Genomic DNA, 23,931 nt, shown 5'->3' with positions numbered 1-23,931 from the left:
GGAGCGAAATGACCGACGCGCCGCTACTCTCGATCAAAGGCGCGTCCAAGCGCTTCGGCGCGATCGCGGCGCTCGAGGACGTTTCGCTCGAGGTGGGCGCCGGCGAGTTTTTCGCGCTGCTCGGCCCCTCTGGCTGCGGCAAGACCACGCTGATGCGCCTCGTCGCCGGCTTCGAGACCTTGGACGCCGGCCGCATCGAGATCGGCGGCGCCGATATGAGCGGCGCGCCGCCGCATCGGCGGCCGGTCAATCTCATGTTCCAATCCTACGCGCTGTTTCCGCATCTCTCGGTGTTCGAGAACATCGCCTTCGGCCTGCGCCGGCAGGGCAAGGGCAGAGCGGAGATCGCCGCCCGCGTCGCCGAGTTGCTGCAGATCGTGCGGCTCGAGGGCGTCGAGACGCGCCGGCCCGACCTTCTCTCCGGCGGCCAGCGCCAACGCGTGGCGCTCGCGAGAGCCCTCGCGCCCGGCCCGCGACTGCTGCTGCTCGACGAGCCCTTGGGCGCGCTCGATCGCCAATTGCGCGAGGAGACGCAATTTCAGATCAAGGAAATCCAACGCCGGCTGAAGACGAGCTTCGTCGTCGTCACGCACGATCAAGACGAGGCGCTGGTGATGGCCGATCGCATCGCCGTGATGCGCGCCGGCCGCATAGAGCAGATCGGCGCGCCGACAGAGGTCTATGAGCGCCCCGCGACGCGCTTCGTCGCCGGCTTCATCGGCCAGATGAATTTCCTCGAGGGCCACATCGAGAACGGCGCCTTCGTCGGCCCCTTCGGCCGTCTGCCGGTGGAAGGCGGCGGTCTCTCGCAAGGCGCGAAAGCCGTGCTCGCCGTGCGGCCAGAGCGGATCGCCATCGCGCCGGCGACGCAAGAAAACGCAGGCTTGGACGGCGTGGTGGAAGACGTCGCCTTTCGCGGCGAGACGACGCATTTCCGCCTGCGCCTTTCCGGCGGGGGGACCTTGCGCGTCTCGCGCGGCGCGAACAGCGGCGCGCCTTTTTGCGTCGGCGATGCGGCGCGCATCTCCATCGCGCCCGAGGCCGGGCGCATTTTCGCGAGCGAATGATGCAGGAGGGCGGCAAAAGACGCAGGCTCACGCGCGGCGAGATGCTGGTCATCGCCGCGCCCTATGCCTGGATCGCGCTATTCTTCCTCGCGCCCTTCGCGCTGATCGTCAAAATCTCGCTGTCGCGTCCGGCGCAGGCGCGCCCGCCCTATGAGCCTGTCTTCGACGGCGCCGGCCTCGCCGGCTTTTTCGAGAAGCTCTCGCAGCTCGGCCTCGACGCCTATCGCGGCCTCGCCGAGGATTCGCTCTATCTCGACTCCTATCTCTCCTCGCTGAGCATCGCCGGCGTCGCGACGCTGGTCTGCCTTCTCATCGCCTATCCTTTCGCGCTCGCCATAGCGCGCGCGCCGCGCCGCTTGCGCCCCGTGCTCATCGGCTTCGCCGTCGCGCCCTTCTGGACGAGCTTTCTGATCCGCGTCTATGCCTGGATCACGCTGCTGAAGGACGAAGGGATCATCAATCATGCATTGATGGCGCTCGGCCTCATCGACGCGCCGCTGCCCATGTTCGCGACCAGCGGCGCGGTGGTCGTCGGCATCGTCTATTCCTATCTGCCCTTCATGCTGCTGCCGCTCTATGCGGCGATCGAGGGGCAAGACGCTTCGCTACGCGAGGCCGCCGCCGATCTCGGCGCGACGCCGTTCCAAGTCTTTCTGCATGTCACTCTGCCGCTGTCGCGCCGCGGCATCATCGCCGGCGCGCTGCTCGTCTTCATTCCCTCGGTCGGCGAATTCGTCATTCCCGATCTGCTCGGCGGCTCCGACACTCTGATGATCGGCCGCACGCTCTGGAACGACTTCTTCGCCAATCGCGATTGGCCGGCGGCCTCCGCCGCGGCGGTGGCGCTGCTGGCGCTGCTGCTCATTCCCATTCTTCTCTATGAGCGCGCGCAATTGCGCGAGGGCGAGCGATGAGCGGCGCGCGTCTTCTGCGCCTCGCCGCGCTCCTTCTCGGCTTCGGCTTTCTCTATGGGCCGATCGTCATATTGGCGACGATGAGCTTCAACGCCTCGCGGCTGGTGACTGTGTGGGGCGGCTTCTCCACCAAATGGTACGCCGCCCTGCTCCATGACGAGCAGATGCTGCGCGCAGCCGAGATCAGCCTCGCCGCCGCCGCGCTCTCGGCGCTGATCGCGACGATCAACGGATTGCTGGCCGCGCTGGCGCTGGCGCGTTTTGGCGGCTTCCGCTCGCGCACGCTCTTCGCGGGCTCCATCTATGCGCCGCTGGTGATGCCGGAAGTGGTGCTCGGGCTCGGCCTGCTGCTGGTCTTCGTCGCTTTCGGCGTCGAGCGGGGCTTTCTCACCCTGGTGCTGGCGCACGCCTCTTTCACAATGTGCTTCGCCACTGTGATGATCCACGCCGCGCTGAAAGGCTGCGACCGCACGCTGGAGGAGGCCGCGATGGATCTCGGCGCGACGCCGGTCCGCGCCTTCGCGCTCGTCACTCTGCCGCTGATCGCGCCCTCCGTCGTCAGCGCCTATCTCCTCGCCTTCATCATCTCGCTCGACGATCTCGTGATCGCCAGCTTCACCACCGGCCCCGGCGCCACCACCTTGCCGATGCGCATCTACTCGCAAGTGCGGCTCGGCGTCTCGCCGGAGGTCAACGCCATTTCGACGCTGCTGCTCGGCTTGGTCGCCGTCGCGCTCGGCCTTTCGGCGCTGCTCACACGCGGGCGCGCCAAGGGCGGCGGGGCGGGGTGAGGCGCGCGGATGTTGACATTGTAAACACACGACGCCATCTTCGAGCGCATGAAACCCTCTCCGCCGCTCGCCGAAGTCAATATTCACCTGCGCGCCCGCGAGCAGGACCGCTCGCTCATCGACCAGGCGGCCGAATTGACGGGAACCAATCGCTCGCAATTCATGCTCGCCTCCGCCTTGAGCGCAGCCAAGAATGTCCTGCTCGATCAGACGACGATCATGGCGGACCGTCGGGCCTTTCGACAAATTCTCGATTGGATGGATACGCCGGCTTCCGCCGAGGAAGAGGCGGGCATGAAGCGGCTCGCCGCGAGCAGAGCCCCCTGGCGGAATGGCTGAAACGCCGCCGCCTCTCGAGCCGCCCGCGCCACTGAACGAAAGCCACGAGCTCGCGGATTTTCGCTGCGGCGAAACGGTTCTGGACGAATGGCTGCTGAGGCGCGCCCTCGCCAATATGGAGGCTGGCGCGAGCAAAACCTATGTGCTCTGCGCCACTGGCTCGCAACAGGTCGTCGGCTTCTACGCGCTGAGCATGGGCCAGATTCTCGACCGGGAAGCGCTCGGCTCCATGCGGCGAAACATGCCGCGACATATTCCTTCGGTGATCCTCGGGCGCCTCGCCATCGACGCGCGCTGGCAGGGACGCGGCATAGGCCGAGCGCTGCTTCACGACGCGGTTTCACGCTCGCTGCGCGCCGCGCGCGAAGTGGCCGCCCGCCTCCTCGTCGTGCATGCGATCTCGCCGACGGCGGAGGCCTTCTACCGCCATCATGGCTTCATGCGCCTTCCGATGGAAACGCCGACGCTGGCGCTCGATCTCGTGAAGCTCGAAAGGGTGCTCGGAAAAGAAGGAGGCTAGGGAAAAACCTCACCGCTCCTTCGCCGCGCCCGGCTCCGGCTCGACGCGCGGCAGCAGCGGCGCGGCGGCGCCGGAGCGCTTGATCAGCGCGGCGGCGTCCGGCGCGAAGACGGGATCGTCCCAAGCGCCGGAGAGATCGAAGCCGATCTGCACGCCCTTCTCGCGCGGCTTGCCGGCGGCGTCGGCCTCATTGGCCTGCGCCTTCATCGCGAGGCTGCGCTCCGGGATGCGCGCCTGGCCGGCGAAGGCCAGCGCGAAGCCCGGCCCATGCGCTTGGCCATCCTCTATATTCGCGGTTCCCTTGACGATTTTGATGGTCGCGCTGGCGCGATCCACCAGCGAGTGACCGGAGCGAATGTCCATCGCGCTCGACAAGGGCCGTTTGTCGATGCGGCGGAGCGCGCGCTCCAGGTCTATGCCGTCGACCTCGCCCTCACTCAGCGTGAGGGTGGCGCGGCCGTCGAGATCGCGCATGAGCTGCGCGACGCTGTCGCCAGTGGCGTCGAGCGTGAAATTGGCGTCCAGCGCGCCGCCGAGATCGGGCCGCGCGGCGGCGTCCCAGGCGAGCGCGCCAGCGTCGACGCCGGTCAGCTGCGCATTGGCGTGGAATTCCAGCGCGCCCGCCGCATTGGCGGCGAAAATGGCGCGGCCCTTCACGGTTCCCTTATAAGCCGCCGCCTCGGCGAGAGCGAGCTCGAGCCGGCCGCCGCGCAGCAGCAGCGACAGAGCGGCGTCCTCGAGATTGAGCCGCAGAACGCGGGCGCGCGTCGCCGAAAGGCGCAGATCGACATCGGCGTTCTGAATATCCGGCAAAACGAAAGCGTCGCGGCTCCACTGGCCGTCGGCGCCGGAGAGCGACGGCAGATCGGCGACCATCGGCTTCAGCGACACGTAATTGCTGGCGAGCGTCGCATGGACGATCGGCTTGTCGCCCTCGTGGCGCAGACCGAAGGAGCCCTCGAACTCATTGTCGTCGGCCGAGAGCTTCAGATCGGTGAGCTGGAAATCGCGCAGGCCGACGCTGGCTTTGGCGGAAAGCTGGACATTCTCGAAAGGCCCGGGCAGCGGCGCGCTCACATTGGCGAGGGCGAGCGCATGGCGCAGCGAGGGCGAGGAGGCGGTGAGCCGCCCCATATAGCGGGGCTTGGGGCCGAGCTGGCCGAAGCCCTCCGCCTCCGCCCGCAAGCTGTCGGAATCGAGCCGCACGGTGACCGCCGTCTGCTCGCCACGCAGAAGGGCGCCGGGCTTGAGCACCCACAGCGTGCCGCGCGGTCGCTCGCCGCGCCAGGAGAAGGCGAGGTCGAGCGTCGCGGGCGAGCCGACCGTGCGCCAGTCGAGACTGGCCTCTATGTCGCGCAGTGTCTCTTCGCCGCCGGCATATTTGACATGGGCCGCGCCGGAAACGATGGCGACGCCGCCGAGCCGGGCGCGATCGGCCTTTTCCGCCGCGGCAGTCGAGGGGCGCGCCGCCGCCGCGCGCACGGCGGCGCCTGCCGCGCTCATCGGCTTGCGGTCGAGATCGATCTCGATGGCGGGGCGAACGAGCTCTATGTCGGCGATCTCGAGACGGCCGGCGAGCAGCGGCAGCAGCAGCACATTGCCGTGCAATCGCTCCGCCTCGATGGTGAGCGCCGCGGTCGGGTCCGCGAAGGCGATGCTGTCTATGGTGATGTGCGGACGGGGGAGCACCGAGAAGGTCGAGCGCCCCTTGGCGGCGATGAAGAGACCAGAGGAGGAATTGAGCTGGCCGGAAATCTCCTCGAGCAGAGCGCTGGTGGAGAAGGTCCAGGGCGCGAGGGCCGCGCCGAGCGCCACCGCCACGACGGCGCCCATCACGATCAGCCAGCGCCGGGAAAGACGCGCGAAAGGCAGGCGGCGACCGAGGCTCGAGGGTTTCGATCCTTCGATTTCGCGCATTGGGCCGGTCGAGTGCGACATTCCATCGTCCATGCAGAAAGAGGCGGGGCAGAAAGAGGCGGGCCGGGCCGCACGGCCGCGCGCGACGGAGCGCGCTTCTTTCGAAAGGGCGGCCGCGCCGACAGGCCCGCGCGCCAATAGCGCGCGAGGCCGGACCATGGCGGCAAAGGGCGGCGAGATCGTGGCGGCGCGAGGCTCTCAGTATTTGCGCAGAAGGCTGACCAGACGGCCCTGGATGCGGACGCGATCCGGCCCGAAAATGCGCGTCTCATAGGCCGGATTGGCGGCCTCTAGCGCTATTGACGCGCCGCGCTTGCGCAGGCGTTTCAAAGTCGCCTCCTCGTCGTCGATGAGGGCGACGACGATATCGCCGGTGTCGGCGCTGTCCTGCTTGCGCACCACGACGACGTCGCCGTCGAGAATGCCGGCCTCGATCATCGAATCGCCACGCACCTCGAGCGCGAAATGCTCGCCGCCGCCGAGCATATCCGGCGGCAGGCTGATGGTGTGGCTGCGATTCTGCAGCGCGGAGATGGGCGTGCCGGCGGCGATGCGGCCCATGACCGGAATCGCCACCTGTTGATCGGACTCCGGCTCGCCGGCCGGGACGGGCCGCACGCGGCCGAGCGCGCCCTCTATGACCGAGGGCGAGAATTTGCCGCCGCGCGCGGCGACGCGGGGCGTCGCCGATTCGGGCAGGCGCAGCACCTCGAGCGCACGGGCGCGATTGGGCAGACGGCGAATGAAGCCGCGCTCCTCGAGCGCGAGAATGAGTCTGTGAATGCCGGATTTGGAGCGCAGATCGAGCGCGTCCTTCATCTCGTCGAAGGAGGGCGGCACGCCGGTCTCCTTCAGGCGCTCATGGATGAAGCGCAGCAGATCGCTCTGTTTCTTGGTCAGCATGGAAGCCCCCCGGCGCCGCCCGCCCGCGGCGCGCCACGTCCGAACCATCGCATGATGGCGCGGGTTCATAAACAAATCATGAACGGGAGGATAGGCGTTCTTGGTGCGTTCCGCAAGCGGCTTGAATCAGTAGCAGGCTAAAGTTAGGTTGCCGGTCACAGAAGCCGATTCCCGCAATTGAATTTTAGGATGGCAGCAAGTGAAATTCGTTCTTACATTCGATGGCGAACTCCCGTCTGCAGGTAACGGCTCTCACAAGAAGCAGAAAAAATGGGAAATTCGTAATCATTTCCACCCGCAACTCCAACAGCTCTGGCAGGTTCACCCTGCGCTGCTGCGGGTCGATAGGCATCGCTATTTTAACAAAGCCATGCCAAGCCTGCTAATCATCGAGGGACACCACGACTACGAAGACAATTGGAAAGCTGTTAGCAATGGGCATCCAGATGAGGTAGATTTGTTAGAACCGTTCTGCGTTGGTGGAAGCACATTTGTTCCACTTGTAAGGAAGTCATTCGCATTAACGTGCAGCCTAAAAATCAAATTTTTGCGCCAGGGCGCCCCAGGAAATATCTACTCGGGAGGTGACATTGATAACCGTTTAAAGACATTATTAGATGCGCTTTCGAAACCAACCCCAGAGCAGGTAATTAATGACAGCGCAATCTCCGGACCGATATTTTGTCTACTGGAAGACGACTCGTTATTAACCGGAATTTCGGTAGAAACCGAGCGATTATTGAATCGTCCTGATTCGCCGAGGTCTTTTGTACACCTTACAATTGAGGTTGATGTACGAGTTGCAGATAGCAGAAGATATAATTCAATGTTTCTGGGCGATTGAAGATACGTTCGCACTCGGTCGCCCCCCTCACTGCGCCGCCGCCGCCTCCACGCCCAGCATCGGCCGCACATGCCGCGCGAAATCCTCGAGCGAGCGCAAATTCTTCTCCGCATCGCGCGAGATCGGCTTCAGCAATATCGCCCGCGCGCCCGTCTCCTCGCGATAGGCGGCGATTTTCTCCGCCACTTCGTCGAAATCGCCGATCAGCGAGCGTTGCAGCAACCCCTCCTCGGTCAGCGAGGCCGGCGCCGCGCCGTCCTGGCGGGCGAAATTGCCGCGCATCCGCTCGGCGAAGCGGGAGAGGAAGGGAATGGCCTCGGCCAGCGCCTGCTCGCGGCGCGGCGCGGCGTAATAGAAGCGCGCCATGGTGAAGCGCGGATCGCCCTCCGCGCCTGCGGCCTCGCGATAGATGCGCAAGGTCTCCTTTATCTGCTCTATGGGGAAAGGCGGGCCGGCCATCACGCCATGGCCATTGCGCGCGGCGTAGCGAATCGCTCCCGGCGTGGTGGTGGCGAGATAGGTGGGAATGGGCTTTTGCAGCGGGCGCGGCGTGAGGCTGAGGCCATTGGCCTCGTAATGCGCGCCGGTGAAAGTCACCTTGTCCTCATAGAGCAGGCGATTGACGAGGCCGAGCGCCTCCAGAGTCATCTCCCGCGTCGAATCCTTGCCGGCGCCGAAATGGCGATTCTGCAATTCGAACGGTCCGCCGCGCGCCACGCCGAAATCGAACCTGCCCTTGGAGAGAAGGTCGATGGTGGCGACATCCTCCGCCACCTGAATCGGATTGCGGAAAGCGAGCAGCACCGCCGCCGAGCCGAGCCGAATCGTGCTCGTCACGCCGGCGAGATAGGAGAGAAGCGTGAGAATTGAGGGACAGGCGGCGTCCGGCTCGAAATGATGCTCGGCGACCCAGGCCTCCTCGAAGCCGAGCGCCTCGGCATGGCGCACCAGCCGCGTCTGCGTCTCGAAGCAGCGCGCGAAATCCTGCTGCGGGTTTTCGTAAGTAGAGAAGACGCCGAACCGCATGGCGAGGGCCTCGAGATGCGCGCCGCCGCTCCCATGCGCGCCTTGGCTATATACGGCAGTTACATATTGTCATACAGAATATGGACGCAAAAGCCCGCCCGCAAGCGCAAAAACATTGGCGTCACGCGCGAATTTCGGTCGGCCGATAGAAAGCTCTCGTCCAATCCGGCGGATGGGCGTCATAATAGAGAAATCAAATAAAGCGACGAGAAAAGCACATTGATCGACGATCGGCGCTGTGGCGATTTTCCGATAGAAAGAGTTGAAAAAGTCGCAGCCCTCGGCATTGTCTCTAGGAATAGCGGACGCTGCGGAAGCGGCGTTCGGGGGAACGCTCACGACGCCACGCGAAGCGCGGCTCGACTTTTGGAGGATTTGATGTCGGTAGCCGCAATGCCGTCCCGGCAATTTTTCAGCCGGGAGCGCTCCATCGCAGCGCCCGGCTTCAATCGCTGGCTGGTGCCGCCGGCGGCTCTCGCCGTGCATTTGTGCATCGGCATGGCCTATGGATTCAGCGTGTTCTGGCTACCGCTGTCGCGCGTCGTCGGCGGCGCCGAGCCAAAGGCCTGCCCCGCGGATATGGGGTTTTTCGCCAGCGTCTTCGCCACGAGCTGCGATTGGAAGATCAGCATGCTCGGCTGGACATTCACTTTGTTCTTCGTCTTTCTCGGCTCCTCGGCGGCGGTGTTCGGCCATTGGCTGGAGACCGCCGGCCCGCGCAAGGCGGGCCTCGCCGCGTCGGTGTGCTGGTGCGGCGGCCTGCTGATCTCGGCTGCCGGCGTCTATCTGCATCAAATCTGGATGCTGTGGCTCGGCTCGGGCGTCATCGGCGGCATCGGCCTCGGGCTCGGCTATATTTCGCCGGTCTCGACGCTCATCAAATGGTTCCCGGACCGGCGCGGCATGGCGACCGGCATGGCGATCATGGGCTTCGGCGGCGGCGCGATGATCGGCGCGCCGCTCGCCGACAGGCTGATGTCCTTTTACGCGACGCCCGGCTCGGTCGGCGTGTGGCAGACCTTCGTCACGATGGCGGCGATCTATTTCGTCTTCATGGTGGGCGGCTCGCTCGGCTATCGCGTACCGCGCGAGGGCTGGAAACCGGAGGGCTGGGCGCCGTCCACGACGGCCGCCAACAAGATGGTGACGAGCCGCCACGTCCATCTGAACGTCGCCTGGAAGACTCCGCAATTCTGGCTGCTGTGGGCGGTGCTGATGCTCAATGTCAGCGCCGGCATCGGCGTGCTCGGCATGGCCTCTCCCATGCTGCAGGAAGTGTTCGGCGGCAAGCTCATCGGCCTCGACATCGGCTTTTCCGAGCTCGACGCGGCGCAAAAGGCGAAGATCGCCGCCATCGCCGCCGGCTTCACCGGCCTGCTCAGCCTCTGCAACATCGGCGGCCGCCTCGCCTGGGCGACATGGTCCGACAAGCTCGGCCGCAAGACGACCTATGCGATCTTCTTCATCCTCGGCATTATTCTCTATTCGATCGCGCCATGGGCCGCGCAGCAGGGCAATATCGTGCTCTTCGTGCTGTTCTTCTGCGTGATCCTGTCCATGTATGGCGGCGGCTTCGCGACCATTCCGGCCTATCTCGCCGATATTTTCGGCACGCATTATGTGGGCGCGATTCACGGCCGCCTGCTCACCGCCTGGTCGACGGCGGGCGTGCTCGGTCCGGTGCTGGTCAATTATCTGCGCGACTATCAGCTCGACCACGGCGTCGCGCGCGACGCGGTCTATAATCAGACCATGTATATTCTCGCCGGCCTGCTGGTTCTCGGCCTCGTCTGCGATCTCGCCGTGCGGCCGGTCGCCGAGAAGCTGTTCATGACCGATGAGGAGGTCGCGGCGGAGAAGAAGACCAGCGTCGCCGCCGTCGTCGCGGAGGAAAAAGAGCCGCACGCCGATTTCGAGGATTATGTCGAGGAAGGACAGGCTGCGGAGGCCGCCGCGGCCGATGCGCGCCGCGCCGCCGCTGCGCAGAACGGCAATTCGCGCATTCTGCTCTTCGCCGCCTGGGCCGCCGTCGGCATACCGCTCGCCTGGGGCGTGTCGATCACGCTGCAGAAGACCTTCGTCCTCTTTCACTGACGGAGGCCTCATGCGCATTCTCCTCGTCGCCTCGCTGGCGCTCTGCGCCGGCGCGGCGCTGGCCGACGGCCCACCGCCGGCCGTGCTGCAGAGCGAATTGAAATATGCGCCCGTGCCGATCTTTTCGGGCGTCGTCGCCGCGCCGGTGAGCGGAACGGCGACGCAGCCGGGCGCGCTCTATGCGCTCTCGGTGAAATATGCGGCCGGCGCGAAATCGTTGCCGCATACGCATCCCGACGCGCGCCTGGTGACGGTGATCTCCGGGCGCTTCCACGCCGGCGTCGGCGGTGAATTCGACGAGAAATCGCTACGCGTCCTCGGCCCGGGCGATTCCATCGTCGTGCCGGCGGAGACGGTTCATTTCGGCTGGGCCAAGGACGGCGAGGTCCTGCTGCTCGAGACCGGCGTCGGCCCTTCCGGCGCCAGCCTGTGGCCAAAGCCCGCTCCGCAGCGCTGACCGCCTTCTTGTCTTCCGCGTCTTCATGGTAGATCGAGCCACGAAGACGCGAAGGACAAGACGCTGCTCACCCTCCTCCACACGGCCGATTGGCATCTCGGCGCGCAGCTGCAAGGCTGGCCGCGCGAGGCGGAGCATCGCAAGGTCCTGCGCGCGCTGGTCGCTATCGCCGCCGAGCGCCGCGTCGATGCGGTGATCGTCGCCGGCGACATATTCGACAGCCTCAACCCTTCCGCCGAGGCGCAGAAGCTCCTCTACGACACGCTGAAGGAGTTGCGCGCCGCCCTGCCCGCGGCGACCATCGTCCTGCTCGCCGGCAATCACGATCCCGCCGGCCGCATAGAAGCGCCGCGCGCCCTGTTCGATCTCGTCAATGTCGCCGGCGTCGGCGCGATCGCGCGCAAGGATGGCGAGATCGACGCCGACGTGCATCTCGTGCCGCTGCGCGGCGCCGGCGGCGCGATCGAAGCGCATCTTCTCGCCGTCCCCTATCCGCGCGCCGCCGATCTGCCGGTTCTGGAAGGCGAGAGCGAGGGCTCGCCGGTGGTGCGCTCCGTGTGCGCGCTCTATGGCGAGTTGATCGCCGCGGCGCGGGCGCGCATCGGCGCGTCGCCGCTCGTCGTCACCGGCCATTTGCATGTCGCCGGCGGCCTCGAATCGGAAGGCGCCGAGCGCCGCATTCTCGTCGGCGGCGAGCACGCCGTTCCGCCGGACGTGTTTCCGCCCGATGTCGCCTATGTCGCGCTCGGCCATCTGCATCGGCCACAGGCGATCGGGCGCGAGAGCATCCGTTATTCCGGCTCGCTGTTTCCGCTGTCCAAGACCGAGATCGACTATCGTCACGGCGTATCGATCGTCACGATTCGAGAGGCGGCGACGATGGTCGAGCATGTCCCGCTGCCGCGTCCGACGGCCTGCCTGCGCATTCCGCCGCGCGGCGGAATGCGCAGGCAAGATGTCGAATCTGCTTTCGCGGCGCTCGCCCTCGATCCGGCGACGCCGGCGGATGAGAAGCCTTTCGTTCATCTGACCATCGCCGCCGAAGGGCCGATCGTCGGCTTGGACGCCGAGATCGACGCAATTGCGGAGAAATTTCCGATCCGCCTCGCCTCGCTGACCGTGGAGCGCCCGCAGCGCGCCGAGACGGAGGCGCCGGCGCCCGCCGCTCTGCGCCTTTCGGAACGCCAGCCGGTCGAACTGTTCTGCGAGGCGTTCGCCCTCACCCACAGAGCCGAGCCGACGGCGGAGCATCTCACTCTGTTCCATTCCGCCGCGATGGAGGAATAGTGCGCATTCTCGCGATCCGGGGCGAAAATCTCGCGAGCCTCGCCGAGCGTTTCGAGATCGATTTCGAGAAGGAGCCTCTGCGCGGCGCCGGCCTCTTCGCCATCACCGGCGAGACCGGCGCCGGTAAATCGACGATTCTCGATGCGCTCTGCCTCGCGCTCTATGACGCTTTTCCGCGCGTCGCCGCGCAGGGCGTCAATGAGAGCGTTCCCGACCCCAGCGGCCAGACTGTGAGCGCCGCCGATCCGCGCTCCATTCTGCGCCGCGGCGCCGGACGCGGCTTCGCGGAGGTGGATTTTCTCGGCCGCGACGGCGAGCGCTATCGCGCCCGCTGCGACATCGCGCGCGCTCGCGGGCGAGCGACCGGCAATCTGCAGCAGCGCAGCCGCGCGCTGCATCGGCTGGATGCGGAAGGCGCCGTCGTCGCGGCGGTGGCCTCGGGCGTCGAGCCCGTGCGCGCGAAAGTCATAGAGCTCACCGATCTCACCTTCGAGCAGTTCCGCCGCACCGTGCTGCTGGCGCAAGGCGATTTCGACGCTTTCCTGCGCGCCGATTCGAAGGAGCGCGCCGATCTGCTCGAGAAGATCACCGGCGCCTCCGTCTATGCGGAAATTTCCAAGCGCGTCTATCTGCGAACGAAAGCCGCGCTGGAGGCGCTGGATCGTCTGCGCCGGCGCCGCGACGAGATCGGCCTGCTGCCGGCCGAGACGCGCGCGGAGCTCGAGAGCGAGCGCGAAACCTCCGCCGCCGCCCGCGCCGAAGCCGCACGGGAACGCGACGAAGCCGCCGCGATGCTGCAGCGCCATGCGGCGATCACGCAAATGGAGACGCGTCTCGCCGAGGCGGAAATCTGCGAGCAGTCGGCGCTCGCCGCGCGGGAATCCTCGGCGGAAGCGCGCGAGCGGGCGAAGACGCTCGATCTCGCCGAGCCGCTGCGCGCGCCTCTCGCTCTGCGCGAGACCGCGACGCAAAATCTCGCGCGTGCGACGGCGAGCGAGATCGCCGCGCGCGACGCCGCGGCGAAAGCGCAGGCCGCGCTCGAAGAGGCGCGCGAAAGAGAGGCGCAAGAGCGCGCGCGTTCGGAGGCGGCGGAAACCGAATTCGAACGCTTCGGCCCGCTATGGTCGGCGGCCGAACATCTCGACGCAGAAGTCCTCGCGGCGGAGCGAGAGGCGACGCGAGCCGAAAAAATCGCGCATGAGGCCGCGCGCTTCGCGCAACAGAGAGCCGACGAAGAGACCGCGCTGGCCACCCAAGTCGCGACGACGGAAACGCGCGCCGAGACGCTGCGCGCCGCGCTAGAGCGTCTCGGCGCAGCAGAGCCACTGCTCACGCGCTGGAATGAGATCGCCGAGTGGCTCGGCCGCCGAGGCGAGGCGACGAAGTCGCTCGCCCGCGACACGGCGCGCGCGAAAAAGATCGGCGCGGAAATCGACGCCGCGACGCGCGAGCTGGAGACGCTCGATGGCGCCGATCGCGCGGCGAAAACCGAGCGCGCCGCACTGACCGAACAAATCGAGACGCGCAGCGCCGCGCTCGCGCAGCTGAAGGAAGACGAGGCGAGCGAGCGTCGCCGCGCGGTGGATGCGCTCGCGCGTCTCGCCGCGCAGATAGAGACGCAGATGCGCCGCCATGCGAAGGCGCGAGACCTATGGCGCCGCGCCATGCTCGATCTCGAGGCCGCGAATGTCGTGCAGGAAAACGAGACCCGCGCGCTGCACGATGCGAGCGCCGCGCGCGAGCTCTGCGAGGCGAAGCGCGGCGAGGCGGAGCGCCTCGGCGAGATCGCCGACGCCGCCGTCTCCAAGCAGGCGCTGGCGCTGCGCGCGAGCCTCGTCGATGGCGCCCCCTGCCCCGTCTGCGGCGCGCGCGCGCATCCCCATGCGCATGAGAACGAGGCCGCCGACGCGCTGATCGCCGAACTGCGCGCGCGCCGCGATGCGCTGCGCCGCGAGATGGTGGAAGCCGAGCGCGCGATCGCCGCCGCGAGCGGCCGCCTCTCGGCGGCGCAGGAGCGCGCCGCCGACGCCACGCGTCGACGCGAAGAGGCTCTTACCGAAAGCGACGAGGCCGCGAGAGATTACGATGAAGCGCGCGCGCGCTGGCCCGAGGAGGCGCCGACGCCGGCCTCGATCGCGGATAGCGCCGCGCTCGCACGCCTCGCGGAGGGCCTCGAGCGCGAGAGCAATGCGCTCGACGAGCGGCTGAAGAGCGCGCGGGCGCTGCGCGCCGATATGGATGCGCTACGTCTCGCGCATGATCGTCTCGCCGCCGCGATCGACGAGCGCCGGCAGAGGCGCGACGACATCGTCGCGCGCATCGCCGCCGCGCGTGAAGAGACCGCGCGCATAGGCGAGACCCGCGCCGCCGCGACGGAGAGTCTGAGCGCCGTCGATCACGCGCTCGCGCCTTTTCTGCCGCTCTGCGATCTCTCGCTCGCCGATCTCGATCGCGACGCCGCGGGCGCCATGCGGCGACTGAAGCAGCGCGGCGAGGATTTTCGCGAAGCGCAGGAGAGCGCCGCCCTCATGGCGCGCAGCCTCGAGGAGCTGACGCAAAATCTCGCCGTCCTGCGCATAGAGGCGCGCGCCCGCGCCGAGGCGGCGGCTGCGGCGAAGAGTCAGCGCGAAGAACGCGCCGGCGTCCTCGCCGAGCGTCGGTCGCAACGCGGCGAATTGCTCGGCGGCGAGCCGACGGCGATCCATCGCACACGCTGCAATGACGCGCGTCTCCTCGCGCGGCAGGCGCTCGAATCCGCCACGCGCGACAGCGCCGAGACCGAGGCGCGCCGCACGGGCGCCGAGCGCGATCTCGCCCATGCCGGCGAGGCGCTCGCGGAGGCGCGCGCGCGGGGCGAGACGGAAGCGCGGAATTTCGCCGAAGCTCTGGCCATTGCGCAAATCGACGAAGCGGCGGCGCTCACCCTGCTCGCCGTCTCGCCGCAGGAGCGCGCGCAATTGCGCGCGCGGTTGGAGGCGGCGGACGCAGCGCTCGCCGCCGCACGTACGGAAAAAGAAGCGCGCGCGCGCGATCTCGCCGATGCGCTCGCCGCCGGACGCCCGGAGCAGGATGTCGCAATTGCGGACACGCGCCGCGCCGAGGCGGAAGCCAAATTGGAAGCGCTGGCGCGGCGGCTCGGCGAGATCGGCGAGCGGCTCGCCGCCGATGATCTCGCGCATGGTCGCGCGCAGACGCTGGCCGGCGAGATCGCCGCAGCGGAGGCGACGCATAAGAGCTGGGCGGAGGTCGACGCGGCCATCGGCTCGGCGAATGGCGACAAGTTCCGCCGCTTCGCGCAGAGCGTGACGCTGGAGCATCTCGTCGTCCTCGCCAATCGCAATCTGGCGACGCTGACGACGCGTTATCGGCTGGAGCGCTCGGCCAGCGACACGGCCGATCTCGGTCTGCAGATCGTCGATCGCGATCTTTGCGACGAGCGCCGCTCCACGCGCTCGCTCTCCGGCGGCGAGCGCTTTTTGGCCTCGCTCGCGCTGGCGCTCGGCCTCTGCAGCCTCGAGGGGCGCGGCTCCTTCGTCGACACTCTGTTCATCGACGAAGGCTTCGGCACGTTGGATCAAGGAACCCTCGACGTCGCCATGGATGCGTTGGAACGGCTGCATGGGCAGGGCCGCAAGGTCGGCGTCATCAGCCATGTCGAGTCGCTGCGCCAACGCATTCCTGTGCAAATCAGGGTAGAGAAGCGCGGCGGCGGCCGCAGCGCGGTGCGCATAGAGGCGCAAGGAGGATGGATCTCTGCGCTGCAGCCGACATGACGACGCAGCGCCTTCGAAGCGCGTTCGAAAAAAGGAATATTATAGGCGGTTCTTTATCGGACTCTTGCTCGGCTTCTCTGTCGGAACAGTGTTTGCCTTCCCGATCCTGATCTGGACGGCGGCACTGATCGCGCCACTGTTTCGTTTCATCGGACTGCCGAACGAATCGACCTACCCGCAAATCCTGATACCCTTCGTGATTGTCTACTCGGTGTTCGCCGCTTGCTCGATTCGCCTCGGCAAAATTGCTCACGTCGATTCGCTTCCGCTCGGCTTTTTGCTGGCGTTTCCTGTCGTCTTCCTCGGCATTCTCGCCGCCTTGACCCTCGGAGAGCAAGCGATCGATTGAATTGGCGCGCGCCGGGACGGCCGGTCATACGTTTTTTCTGCCGCCTCACGCCTCTGGATTGCTTCGCTTCGCTCGCAATGACGGCCGCGAGGATCATCGCTTCTTCGAGCGAAGCAATCACTTGGAAAATTGGCCTCACAGCGCGTTGCGATACGCCTTGCGCGAGAAGATCGTCATGAAGATGATCCACACGTCGAGCGGCAGCGACCAATGGTCGATGTAATAGAGATCATGCTCGACGCGCAGGCGGATCTTCTCCGGCGAGTCGATCTCGCCGCGCAGACCGTTCACCTGCGCCCAGCCGGTGATGCCGGGCTTCACATTGTGGCGGCGCGCATAGAGGGCGATCTTGCGCTCGAAAATCTGGTCATGCGCCAGCGCATGCGGGCGCGGGCCGACCAGCGACATCTCGCCGCGCAGCACATTGATGAGCTGCGGCAGCTCGTCGATATTGTAGCGGCGGATAAAGCGGCCGACGCGCGTCACGCGCTTGTCGCCGGCCGTCGCCTGAGTGATCTCGCGGCCGTCCTCCATCGTCGTCATGGAACGGAATTTGGCGATGCGGAAGGGCTCGCGGTTGAAGCCGTGGCGACGCTGGAAAAACAGCGCCGGGCCTTTGCTGTCGAGCTTGATCGCCGCCGCGACGGCGAGCAGCAGCGGCGACAGCGCGATGAGGCCCGCCGCCGCCAAGACGATATCGAAGAGACGCTTGGCGATGATCTCGAGCGATTCGTGCCGGCGGCCGCTCAGATTGAGGCTGGCGATCGAGCCGATCTTGTTGATATGCGCATCGGCGAAACGGTCGAGCACGCGCTCCGGCCCGAGATGAATGGAGGCGGGAACGCGCAGAAAAGCGGCGACGCAATCGTCGATGACGTCGGTGCGGCTCCAGGGCGCGAGGATGAACACATCGTCGGGCAGCAGCATTCGCGCCGAAGCCTGCGCCAGAGCGAGATCGTCCTGCATGGCGTCGGCGCGATCGCGCAGCGCCACGGCGGCGACGATATTCATGCCGCTCTCCCAGGGCTGATAGCGGCGCGTGAATTCGTCGATATCGCTCTCGAAGCCGACGAGAAACACGCGGCGCGCCGAGGCGCCGCCGCGCTCGGCGCTGCGCCGAACCACGCCGACCAGCGCCGCGCGCGCCGCATAGACGGAGAGAAAGCCCGTCGCATAGAAGAGCACGAAGGCGCCGCGCGAGGATTCTTCGGTCGCCTTGGCCAGAAAGCCGAAGGTCAAGGCGCAGACGAAGGCGACGCTCCACAGAACCGCGCCGCGCCAGCCATGGCCCTCCAGCGTCAGATAATTCTTGATCGCATATTCGTGCCGCATCACATTCGAGAGCACGAAGAGGATCGCCGCGAACATGCACAGCCGCAGATTGGGCAGCGTCGAGCCGTCATAGCCATAGGCGAAATAGTGATACAGCGTCTCGCAGGCGATGGCCGTGGCGAGAATGACCGCCATATCGACCAGCGCAGCGATCACCGAGAAGGAGGCGCGCATCAGCGCCGCATTGGGGCTCGGCATGGCGCGCGACCAGCCGCTGCGCAATGCGGCGCTGTCGGCTCCTGCTTTGGCGCGAGCGTCGCCTTTGCGGAGCGACGAAAAGGGAAGATCGGCGATACTCGACACGGCCTCGTCTCCAACCCGATACTGCCGCCGTGCCGTAATGGAGCAATTCCCCCGTTTTGGCCGGCTTTCGGGAGTTTGGCTGCAAACGGCCTGCCCGCAGGGCGGCGAAATCGCGGCAAAATCGGGAGAAGAGGGCGGCGGCCGAGCCTCGCCATTCCATCAAGCTGTTGATTTATATAGTATTAACCAATAGCGGCGGCGGGTCCGCGCGTCTGCGGCGCCGCGGCGCCGAGAGAAGCCTTCACAATGGCGTCATCCTGCCTATAGACTATGGCCGCGGCTCGGGGGCTGGAGGGCGTCCGATCGATTCGCGGAAAGAGGGCCGAGGTGACCGTTCACTTTCGCCAGTCCAATGTTTCGCCGCAGGCCTGCCCTGCGCTGGTTCTCAACGCCGACTATCGGCCGCTGAGCTACTACCCTCTGTCCCTATGGGGATGGCAAGACGCGATAAAGGCGGTCTTCCTCGACCGGGTCAATATCGTCTCGGAATATGACAAGACGGTCAAAAGTCCGAGTTTCGAAATCAGATTGCCCTCGGTCGTTTCTCTCAAAGCCTATGTGAAGCCCGCCCGCCATCCCGCCTTCACCCGCTTCAACGTCTTTCTTCGCGACCGCTTCACCTGCCAATATTGCGGACAGCGGGACGACCTCACCTTCGATCACGTGATCCCCCGCTCCAAGGGCGGCGCCACCACTTGGGAGAATGTCGTCGCCGCCTGCTCGGCCTGCAATCTGCGCAAGGCCGACCGGCTGCCGCATGAGGCGCATATGGTTCCGGCGCAGCCGCCGTTTCAGCCGAGCGTCGCCGATCTGCATCGCAATGGGCGGCTGTTCCCGCCCAATTATCTCCATGACAGCTGGCTCGACTATCTCTATTGGGATTCGGTGCTGGAGCCCTGATATCCCCTTATGCTGCGCCGCCTTCTCGTCATCTCTTTCGCCTTCGTCCTGGCGGCCGGGGCCGGCATGATCTTCCTGCCCATCGCCGCGCTGAGCGATCCCACGACGCGCGAGGCCGGCTCGTCCCTGGCCATTGCGGCGCTGTTCTGGGCCGAGCCGGACGACGTCGCCGCAGCCTTCGGCTATGTGCTGTGGGCGATGGGGATCGCCGGCTGCGTGGCGCCGCTCGCCATTGTCGCGCTCGTCGGCGAGGTCGCCGGCGCGCGCGCCTATACATGGTATGCGGGCGCGACGGCGCTGCTCGCCGCTGCCGCGCCGACAATTCTCCGCGCCGCGCGCGGGGGCTCTCGCGTCGCAGAGGCGAGCGCGGCCGAGGGACGCTTCGCGCTGCTGTTCTTCCTCACAGGCGCGTTGACCGGCACGATCTATTGGCTGATCGCCATGCGCGGGCGGGAAGCGCGCGGCTGACGATAGCGACGCGGGATTTTCGATGAAATTGCCTCCGATTATGTTTTTGCCGCCCGCATTCGCCGTTTTGGTCGCCGCAGCGCGGGCGCAGACGGTCGAGAACGACCGCTGGCGCTTCGACGGCGATGCAGAGATTGCGCAACTGGTGCGCGCCTCGACCGAAGGCACCGATATGGTCGGGCGCTTCTCGTTCAAATGCCGCGCTCACTCGGGCGAAGTCGAGACGACCATCATCCTCGACAAAGGTGATCTCGGCGAGATCGGCGACCTCATCAAAAGAGACGGCGCCCCCGAGTTCCGAATGCTTCCCGATCTCGACAACCTAGAATTCAAGATCGAGAGCAATAATATGTATGGCTGGACCATGCTCTTCACCGTCGACGCCGGCTCCGAATTCATGCGCTCCTTCGGTCGCAGCGGCCAGCTGCGCTATCGTCTCGGCAAGACGACGCGGCAATATGGGACCACGGCCGGCAAGGACGACGCCGCGGCCTTCGTTGATGCCTGCTCGAAGAAATAGAGAGAGCCGCGATCAGCGCGATATGCCGCCGAGCACGCCGCGCAGCACTTCCTTCGCGATCTGCGTGCCGATGGAGCGCGCCGCCGATTGCACCGCCGAGCGCATGGCGAGCTCGCCCGTCGACATGCGCTTGGGATTCTCGCGCTTGAACAATCCGCCGACGACGCCGCCGACCATGCCGCCGATTTTGCCGAGAACGCCGCCGCCGGCGTTCGCCTGCGTCGTCTGCTCGCCGGGCCGCGCCGGGCCGGCGCCGGCCGAGCTCAAATGGCCCTCGGCGCGCTTCTGCAACACTTCGAAGGCCGATTCGCGATCGATGGGCGTGTCGTATTTGCCGCGCAGTGGACTCGCCGCCAGCACATTGGCGCGCTCCTCGGGGGTGATCGGCCCGACGCGCGCGGCCGGCGGCGCGACGAGCACGCGATCGACGATCTCCGGCTTGCCCTTGGCGTCGAGCATGGAGACGAGCCCCTCGCCGACGGAGAGCTGCATGATCGCCTCCGCCGTGTCGAAAGCCGGATTTTGCCGGAATGTTTCCGCCGCCGCGCGCACCGCCTTCTGGTCGCGTGGCGTGAAGGCGCGCAGCGCGTGCAGCACGCGATTGCCGAGCTGGCCGAGCACACTGTCCGGCACGTCGAGCGGGTTTTGCGTGACGAAATAGACGCCGACGCCCTTGGATCGGATGAGCCGCACCACTTGCTCGATCGCCGTCAGCAGCGCCTTGGGCGCATCGTCGAAGAGGAGATGCGCCTCGTCGAAAAAGAAGACGAGCTTCGGCTTGTCGAGATCGCCGACCTCGGGCAGCTGCTCGAACAGCTCCGACAAGAGCCACAGCAGGAAAGTGGCGTAGAGCCGCGGCGAGCGCATGAGCTTGTCGGCCGCCAATATATTGATGACGCCGCGGCCGTCGCGATCGACGCGCAGGAAATCGGCGATGTCGAGCGCCGGCTCGCCGAAGAACTTCTCCGCGCCTTGCGCTTCCAGCACCAGCAGCTGGCGCTGGATGGCGCCCACGGTCGCCGGCGCGACATTGCCGTATTTGGTCTTCAAACGGCCCGCATTGTCGGCGACATAACTCAGAGCGGCGCGCAGATCCTTGAGGTCCAGCAGCAAGAGGCCCTGCTCGTCGGCGACGCGGAACGTCACATTGAGAACGCCCTCTTGAACATCGTTGAGCTCGAGCAGGCGCGCGAGCAGCAGCGGCCCCATTTCGGAAATGGTGGCGCGCACCGGGTGCCCCTGCTCGCCGAACACGTCCCAGAAGACGACGGGAAAGCGGTCCACCGCATAGGCGAGGCCGATCTCGAGCGAGCGATCGACGAAAGCCTGGCGCATCTCGCCCGTCTGCGACAGGCCGGCGAGATCGCCTTTCACATCGGCGAGAAACACCGGGCATCCCGCATTGGAGAAGCCCTCGGCCAATTTCTGCAGCGTCACCGTCTTGCCGCCCCCGGTCGCGCCGGCGATGAGGCCGTGGCGATTGCCGACGGAAAGAGTGAGGTAATTGTAAACGCCATCGGCATTCGCGCCGACGAGAATTTTTCCGGGGCTGGCGTTCGGGTCGTCGCTCATGTTCTCGCGCCTGCGCTCATTGGGAGAATCGCCGAGCCGGCATTATATATCGAGCCGTCGCCCGAGCGGGCGTTTTCCTGCGGCGTGCTGCAACGCGGCGCCGCGGCGTTGGCTTCGCTCCCCGGCGACGCTTGGCGAACGCCCTTCCGCAGGCTAAGTTCTGCGGCGAGAGAGGAGCGTCGAACCATATCGCACGCAGGAGCGCCGCGCCGAAGGGCGCACGTCTCGCAAAACCCGCCGAGCGCGAAGAGGTCTCACGACAGGCGATCGCGACAAGGCCGCGGGCCGTCGGGTCACGGCGATAAACGAGAAACGACGCCAAATTTTCGGGAAGCAAACGCATGTCCAAAAGTTACGCCTCCAAGAGTTCCGCCCGGAGTCGAAAGGGCCGCGCCGACGGCGGCAATATTCCCAAACTGCCTCTCTTCGCGATCGGCGGAGTCTTTCTCGCGGCCTTCGCCGCATTGGTGGTATTCACCAGCATGAAGCCGCCGCCGCCGCCCGCCGCCGCCATCGGCGGACCGTTCCAGCTCGTCGCCCATAATGGCCAGACGGTCACCGAGAAGGATTTTCTCGGCCGGCCCTTCCTGGTCTTCTTCGGCTACACCCATTGCCCGGACATCTGCCACACGACTCTGTTCGAGATTTCCGAGATCCTGCGCGCGCTGGGGCCGAAGGCCAATGTCGGCGCATTATTCGTGACCGTCGATCCCGAGCGCGACACGCCCCCCGTGCTCAAGGACTATCTCTCCAATTTCGATCCGCGCATCGTCGGCGTCTCCGGCGAGCGCGCGCAGCTCGATCCGATGCTGAAGGAATATCGCATCTACGCCAAGAAGGCGGCCGAGAGCGGCGAGGACTATGCGGTCGATCACACGACCGTCGTCTATCTGATGGACAAGAACGGCCGCTTCGTCAGTTCCTTCAATGTCGGACGCAAGCCCGCCGACGCCGCGCGCGATCTCGAACGCTATTTGTGACGCGCGCGCCGCGCAGACGCGACGACGCAGAGACGACACAGTCGACATTTTTTTGCGTAAGTCGGACACTTCCCTGTCGCGACTCGGCATGGCTTTGCGTTAGCATCGCGCCATGCTTCGTTTGCGACGCGACGGATTCGCCAAAACCGCGGGCTCCACCGCCATAACAGTCACTCACGCCGGCGAGACGCTCACCGTCTCGCTGCGGCGCCTGGGCAGCGCGCGGCGTTTCACGCTGCGCGTTCGCTTCGCCGCGCGTGACGCGGTGCTCACAATGCCAGCGCGCGCCTCTTTGCGCGAGGCGCGCGAATTCACCGAACGTCACGCCGCCTGGATTTCCGCGCGGCTTCGTCGGCTGCCGGAGACGATTCCCTTCCGCGACGGCGCGATCGTGCCTCTGCGCGGCGTCGACCATTCGATCGCGCATCGCCCCGGCGCGCGCGGAACCGTATGGATCCAGACGCGTTTCGCGGAAGCGTCGAGCGACATAGCGGGATCCGAGCTCTGCGTCGCCGGAGCGCAGGAGCATATTCATCGCCGCGTCACCGATTTTCTGAAACGCGAAGCGCGCCGCGATCTGGAAGACGCGGTCGAGCGCCATACGCGCGCGCTCGGCCTGCCCGCGCGCAGCGTCGGCCTGCGCGACACGGTGAGCCGCTGGGGCTCCTGCTCGGCGACGGGCTCGCTGAACTTCTCCTGGCGGCTGATCATGGCGCCCGCTTTCGTGCTCGACTATCTCGCCGCGCATGAGGTCGCCCATCTCGAATATCTCGATCATTCGGATCGCTTCTGGGCGCTGACGCGGCGCCTCTGCGCGGAGACGGATCGCGCCGAGGGCTGGCTCTCCACGCATGGCGCGCATCTGCACAAATTCGGCGCGAGCGAATAGCGCCGCGCCGTCCCTCCGCTCTCCCTCGTCGAGACACGATTTCATCTGCGCCGGAAAGGCCCGGAACGGCGGCCGTCATCGGCCCGTCACGGCCGCTTGGTTTCTGAACGGTTAAAAATTCGGCGCCGCCGAATCACGCCATTCCGCGACGCACAAAAATGCGCTATAAAAGAGACGAGCTTTCTTCTTCGGTAGTCGCTCATCGAGGTGGCGTATGGCCGATGTGATCTTCTACGAGAAACCCGGCTGCTCCGGGAATGCGCGCCAAAAGGCGCTGCTGCTCGCCTCCGGCCATGCGCTGCAGGTGCGAAATCTGCTCGCGGAACCCTGGAGCGTCTCCAGCCTGCGGCCCTATTTCGGCGAGACGCCGGTGCGCGAATGGTTCAATCTCGCCGCGCCCAAGGTCAAATCCGGCGAGATCGACATCGACAGGATCACGCCGCAGGCGGCGCTGGTCATGATGATCATCGACCCGATATTGATCCGCAGACCTCTCATGAAGGTCGGCGGCCGCTGCGAGGCCGGTTTCGATCCCGAGCGGATCGGCGCCTGGATCGGCCTGCAGCCGACCGAGAAGCGGGTGAGCGACGCCTGCGTGCGGTCGGAAGCGGCGGCGCGACGCGCCGAGAGCGAGACCAAAGCGACGCCCACCGCCGATTGACTCGGCGGCGGCGGGAGCGAGCGGG

At 66.3% G+C, this 23,931-nt stretch carries 23 protein-coding genes; 17 read left to right on the top strand and 6 right to left on the bottom strand.

Going from position 1 to position 23,931, the window contains the following annotated elements:
- The first annotated feature begins 8 nt into the window (after nucleotides 1–8).
- The 5 genes from C5689_RS07225 to C5689_RS07205 are packed head-to-tail and all read left to right on the top strand — an operon-like array spanning nucleotide 9 to nucleotide 3,631.
- Nucleotides 9–1,067 carry an ABC transporter ATP-binding protein gene (locus C5689_RS07225; RefSeq protein ID WP_108916599.1) on the top strand — a complete coding sequence of 353 codons (1,059 nt, stop codon included), beginning with the start codon at nucleotides 9–11 and terminating at the stop codon, nucleotides 1,065–1,067.
- The gene (locus C5689_RS07220) at nucleotides 1,064–1,981 is read left to right on the top strand and encodes an ABC transporter permease subunit (RefSeq protein WP_108916598.1); all 918 of its coding nucleotides are present in this window, start codon (nucleotides 1,064–1,066) and stop codon (nucleotides 1,979–1,981) included. Before C5689_RS07225 ends, C5689_RS07220 begins: the two co-directional genes overlap by 4 nt.
- Nucleotides 1,978–2,772, top strand: a complete 795-nt coding sequence (locus C5689_RS07215) for an ABC transporter permease subunit (RefSeq protein WP_108916597.1) — start codon at nucleotides 1,978–1,980, stop codon at nucleotides 2,770–2,772. Before C5689_RS07220 ends, C5689_RS07215 begins: the two co-directional genes overlap by 4 nt.
- A gap of 48 nt (nucleotides 2,773–2,820) precedes the next feature.
- Complete coding sequence (locus tag C5689_RS07210; RefSeq protein WP_108916596.1) at nucleotides 2,821–3,111, top strand: type II toxin-antitoxin system TacA family antitoxin; 291 nt, start codon at nucleotides 2,821–2,823, stop codon at nucleotides 3,109–3,111.
- Nucleotides 3,104–3,631, top strand: coding sequence for a GNAT family N-acetyltransferase (locus C5689_RS07205; RefSeq protein WP_108916595.1), 528 nt, complete (start codon nucleotides 3,104–3,106; stop codon nucleotides 3,629–3,631). Before C5689_RS07210 ends, C5689_RS07205 begins: the two co-directional genes overlap by 8 nt.
- Before the next feature lie 9 nt (nucleotides 3,632–3,640).
- Here the strand turns inward: C5689_RS07205 and C5689_RS07200 are convergent, their stop codons facing one another.
- Nucleotides 3,641–5,548, bottom strand: coding sequence for an AsmA family protein (locus C5689_RS07200; RefSeq protein WP_108916683.1), 1,908 nt, complete (start codon nucleotides 5,546–5,548; stop codon nucleotides 3,641–3,643).
- A 198-nt stretch (nucleotides 5,549–5,746) separates the two neighbouring features.
- Nucleotides 5,747–6,451, bottom strand: coding sequence for a transcriptional repressor LexA (gene lexA, locus C5689_RS07195; protein ID WP_024878951.1), 705 nt, complete (start codon nucleotides 6,449–6,451; stop codon nucleotides 5,747–5,749).
- A gap of 199 nt (nucleotides 6,452–6,650) precedes the next feature.
- On the opposite strand from lexA, the gene C5689_RS18175 reads away from it, so the two are divergent.
- The gene (locus C5689_RS18175; protein ID WP_146188354.1) at nucleotides 6,651–7,295 is read left to right on the top strand and encodes a hypothetical protein; all 645 of its coding nucleotides are present in this window, start codon (nucleotides 6,651–6,653) and stop codon (nucleotides 7,293–7,295) included.
- A gap of 27 nt (nucleotides 7,296–7,322) precedes the next feature.
- On the opposite strand, the gene C5689_RS07190 is transcribed toward C5689_RS18175, so the two are convergent.
- Together C5689_RS07190 and C5689_RS18170 are read right to left on the bottom strand one after the other, a co-directional pair.
- Complete coding sequence (locus tag C5689_RS07190; protein ID WP_108916594.1) at nucleotides 7,323–8,321, bottom strand: LLM class flavin-dependent oxidoreductase; 999 nt, start codon at nucleotides 8,319–8,321, stop codon at nucleotides 7,323–7,325.
- 69 nt (nucleotides 8,322–8,390) lie between these two features.
- The gene (locus C5689_RS18170) at nucleotides 8,391–8,660 is read right to left on the bottom strand and encodes a hypothetical protein (RefSeq protein ID WP_146188353.1); all 270 of its coding nucleotides are present in this window, start codon (nucleotides 8,658–8,660) and stop codon (nucleotides 8,391–8,393) included.
- A 39-nt stretch (nucleotides 8,661–8,699) separates the two neighbouring features.
- Here C5689_RS18170 and C5689_RS07185 point away from each other — a divergent pair, with 39 nt between their 5' ends.
- The 5 genes from C5689_RS07185 to C5689_RS07165 all read left to right on the top strand — a co-directional run bounded on the left by C5689_RS07185 (nucleotide 8,700) and on the right by C5689_RS07165 (nucleotide 16,281).
- Entirely contained in the window at nucleotides 8,700–10,415 is a 1,716-nt protein-coding gene (locus C5689_RS07185; RefSeq protein WP_108916682.1) for an OFA family MFS transporter, read from the top strand.
- Between the two features lie 10 nt (nucleotides 10,416–10,425).
- The gene (locus C5689_RS07180; RefSeq protein ID WP_108916593.1) at nucleotides 10,426–10,872 is read left to right on the top strand and encodes a cupin domain-containing protein; all 447 of its coding nucleotides are present in this window, start codon (nucleotides 10,426–10,428) and stop codon (nucleotides 10,870–10,872) included.
- A 63-nt stretch (nucleotides 10,873–10,935) separates the two neighbouring features.
- Nucleotides 10,936–12,159: a metallophosphoesterase family protein gene (locus tag C5689_RS07175; protein WP_108916592.1), complete on the top strand. Its 1,224-nt coding sequence runs from the start codon at nucleotides 10,936–10,938 to the stop codon at nucleotides 12,157–12,159.
- Nucleotides 12,159–15,932, top strand: a complete 3,774-nt coding sequence (locus C5689_RS07170; protein ID WP_244594616.1) for an AAA family ATPase — start codon at nucleotides 12,159–12,161, stop codon at nucleotides 15,930–15,932. The genes C5689_RS07175 and C5689_RS07170 overlap by 1 nt, the downstream gene beginning before the upstream one ends.
- Before the next feature lie 64 nt (nucleotides 15,933–15,996).
- Nucleotides 15,997–16,281 (top strand): hypothetical protein, encoded by a 285-nt coding sequence (locus tag C5689_RS07165; RefSeq protein WP_108916590.1) that lies wholly within the window; start codon nucleotides 15,997–15,999, stop codon nucleotides 16,279–16,281.
- A gap of 135 nt (nucleotides 16,282–16,416) precedes the next feature.
- Here C5689_RS07165 and C5689_RS07160 read toward each other — a convergent pair whose 3' ends face one another.
- Nucleotides 16,417–17,916, bottom strand: coding sequence for an exopolysaccharide biosynthesis polyprenyl glycosylphosphotransferase (locus C5689_RS07160; RefSeq protein ID WP_108916589.1), 1,500 nt, complete (start codon nucleotides 17,914–17,916; stop codon nucleotides 16,417–16,419).
- 327 nt (nucleotides 17,917–18,243) lie between these two features.
- On the opposite strand from C5689_RS07160, the gene C5689_RS07155 reads away from it, so the two are divergent.
- The 3 genes from C5689_RS07155 to C5689_RS07145 are packed head-to-tail and all read left to right on the top strand — an operon-like array spanning nucleotide 18,244 to nucleotide 19,804.
- A complete protein-coding gene (locus C5689_RS07155) occupies nucleotides 18,244–18,816 on the top strand; it encodes an HNH endonuclease (RefSeq protein WP_174800236.1) in 573 nt (190 codons plus the stop codon).
- A 9-nt stretch (nucleotides 18,817–18,825) separates the two neighbouring features.
- Complete coding sequence (locus tag C5689_RS07150) at nucleotides 18,826–19,284, top strand: hypothetical protein (RefSeq protein WP_108916588.1); 459 nt, start codon at nucleotides 18,826–18,828, stop codon at nucleotides 19,282–19,284.
- Between the two features lie 22 nt (nucleotides 19,285–19,306).
- Nucleotides 19,307–19,804 (top strand): hypothetical protein, encoded by a 498-nt coding sequence (locus C5689_RS07145; RefSeq protein WP_142861442.1) that lies wholly within the window; start codon nucleotides 19,307–19,309, stop codon nucleotides 19,802–19,804.
- 12 nt (nucleotides 19,805–19,816) lie between these two features.
- Here C5689_RS07145 and C5689_RS07140 read toward each other — a convergent pair whose 3' ends face one another.
- A complete protein-coding gene (locus tag C5689_RS07140) occupies nucleotides 19,817–21,376 on the bottom strand; it encodes a helicase HerA-like domain-containing protein (protein WP_174800237.1) in 1,560 nt (519 codons plus the stop codon).
- 341 nt (nucleotides 21,377–21,717) lie between these two features.
- Here C5689_RS07140 and C5689_RS07135 point away from each other — a divergent pair, with 341 nt between their 5' ends.
- The 3 genes from C5689_RS07135 (at nucleotide 21,718) to C5689_RS07125 (ending at nucleotide 23,906) form a co-directional block, all read left to right on the top strand.
- Nucleotides 21,718–22,356 carry an SCO family protein gene (locus tag C5689_RS07135; RefSeq protein WP_108916586.1) on the top strand — a complete coding sequence of 213 codons (639 nt, stop codon included), beginning with the start codon at nucleotides 21,718–21,720 and terminating at the stop codon, nucleotides 22,354–22,356.
- A gap of 112 nt (nucleotides 22,357–22,468) precedes the next feature.
- Complete coding sequence (locus tag C5689_RS07130) at nucleotides 22,469–23,245, top strand: M48 family metallopeptidase (protein WP_108916585.1); 777 nt, start codon at nucleotides 22,469–22,471, stop codon at nucleotides 23,243–23,245.
- 214 nt (nucleotides 23,246–23,459) lie between these two features.
- On the top strand, nucleotides 23,460–23,906 hold the full coding sequence (locus C5689_RS07125) for an ArsC/Spx/MgsR family protein (RefSeq protein WP_108916584.1): 447 nt from the start codon (nucleotides 23,460–23,462) through the stop codon (nucleotides 23,904–23,906).
- Nucleotides 23,907–23,931: the final 25 nt, after the last annotated feature.

The sequence above is a fragment of the Methylosinus sporium genome, from assembly GCF_003113265.1.
GTDB lineage: Bacteria > Pseudomonadota > Alphaproteobacteria > Rhizobiales > Beijerinckiaceae > Methylosinus > Methylosinus sporium.
The sequence above is the reverse complement of the archived record's forward strand: the minus strand, read 5'-3'. Positions and strand labels throughout refer to the sequence as shown.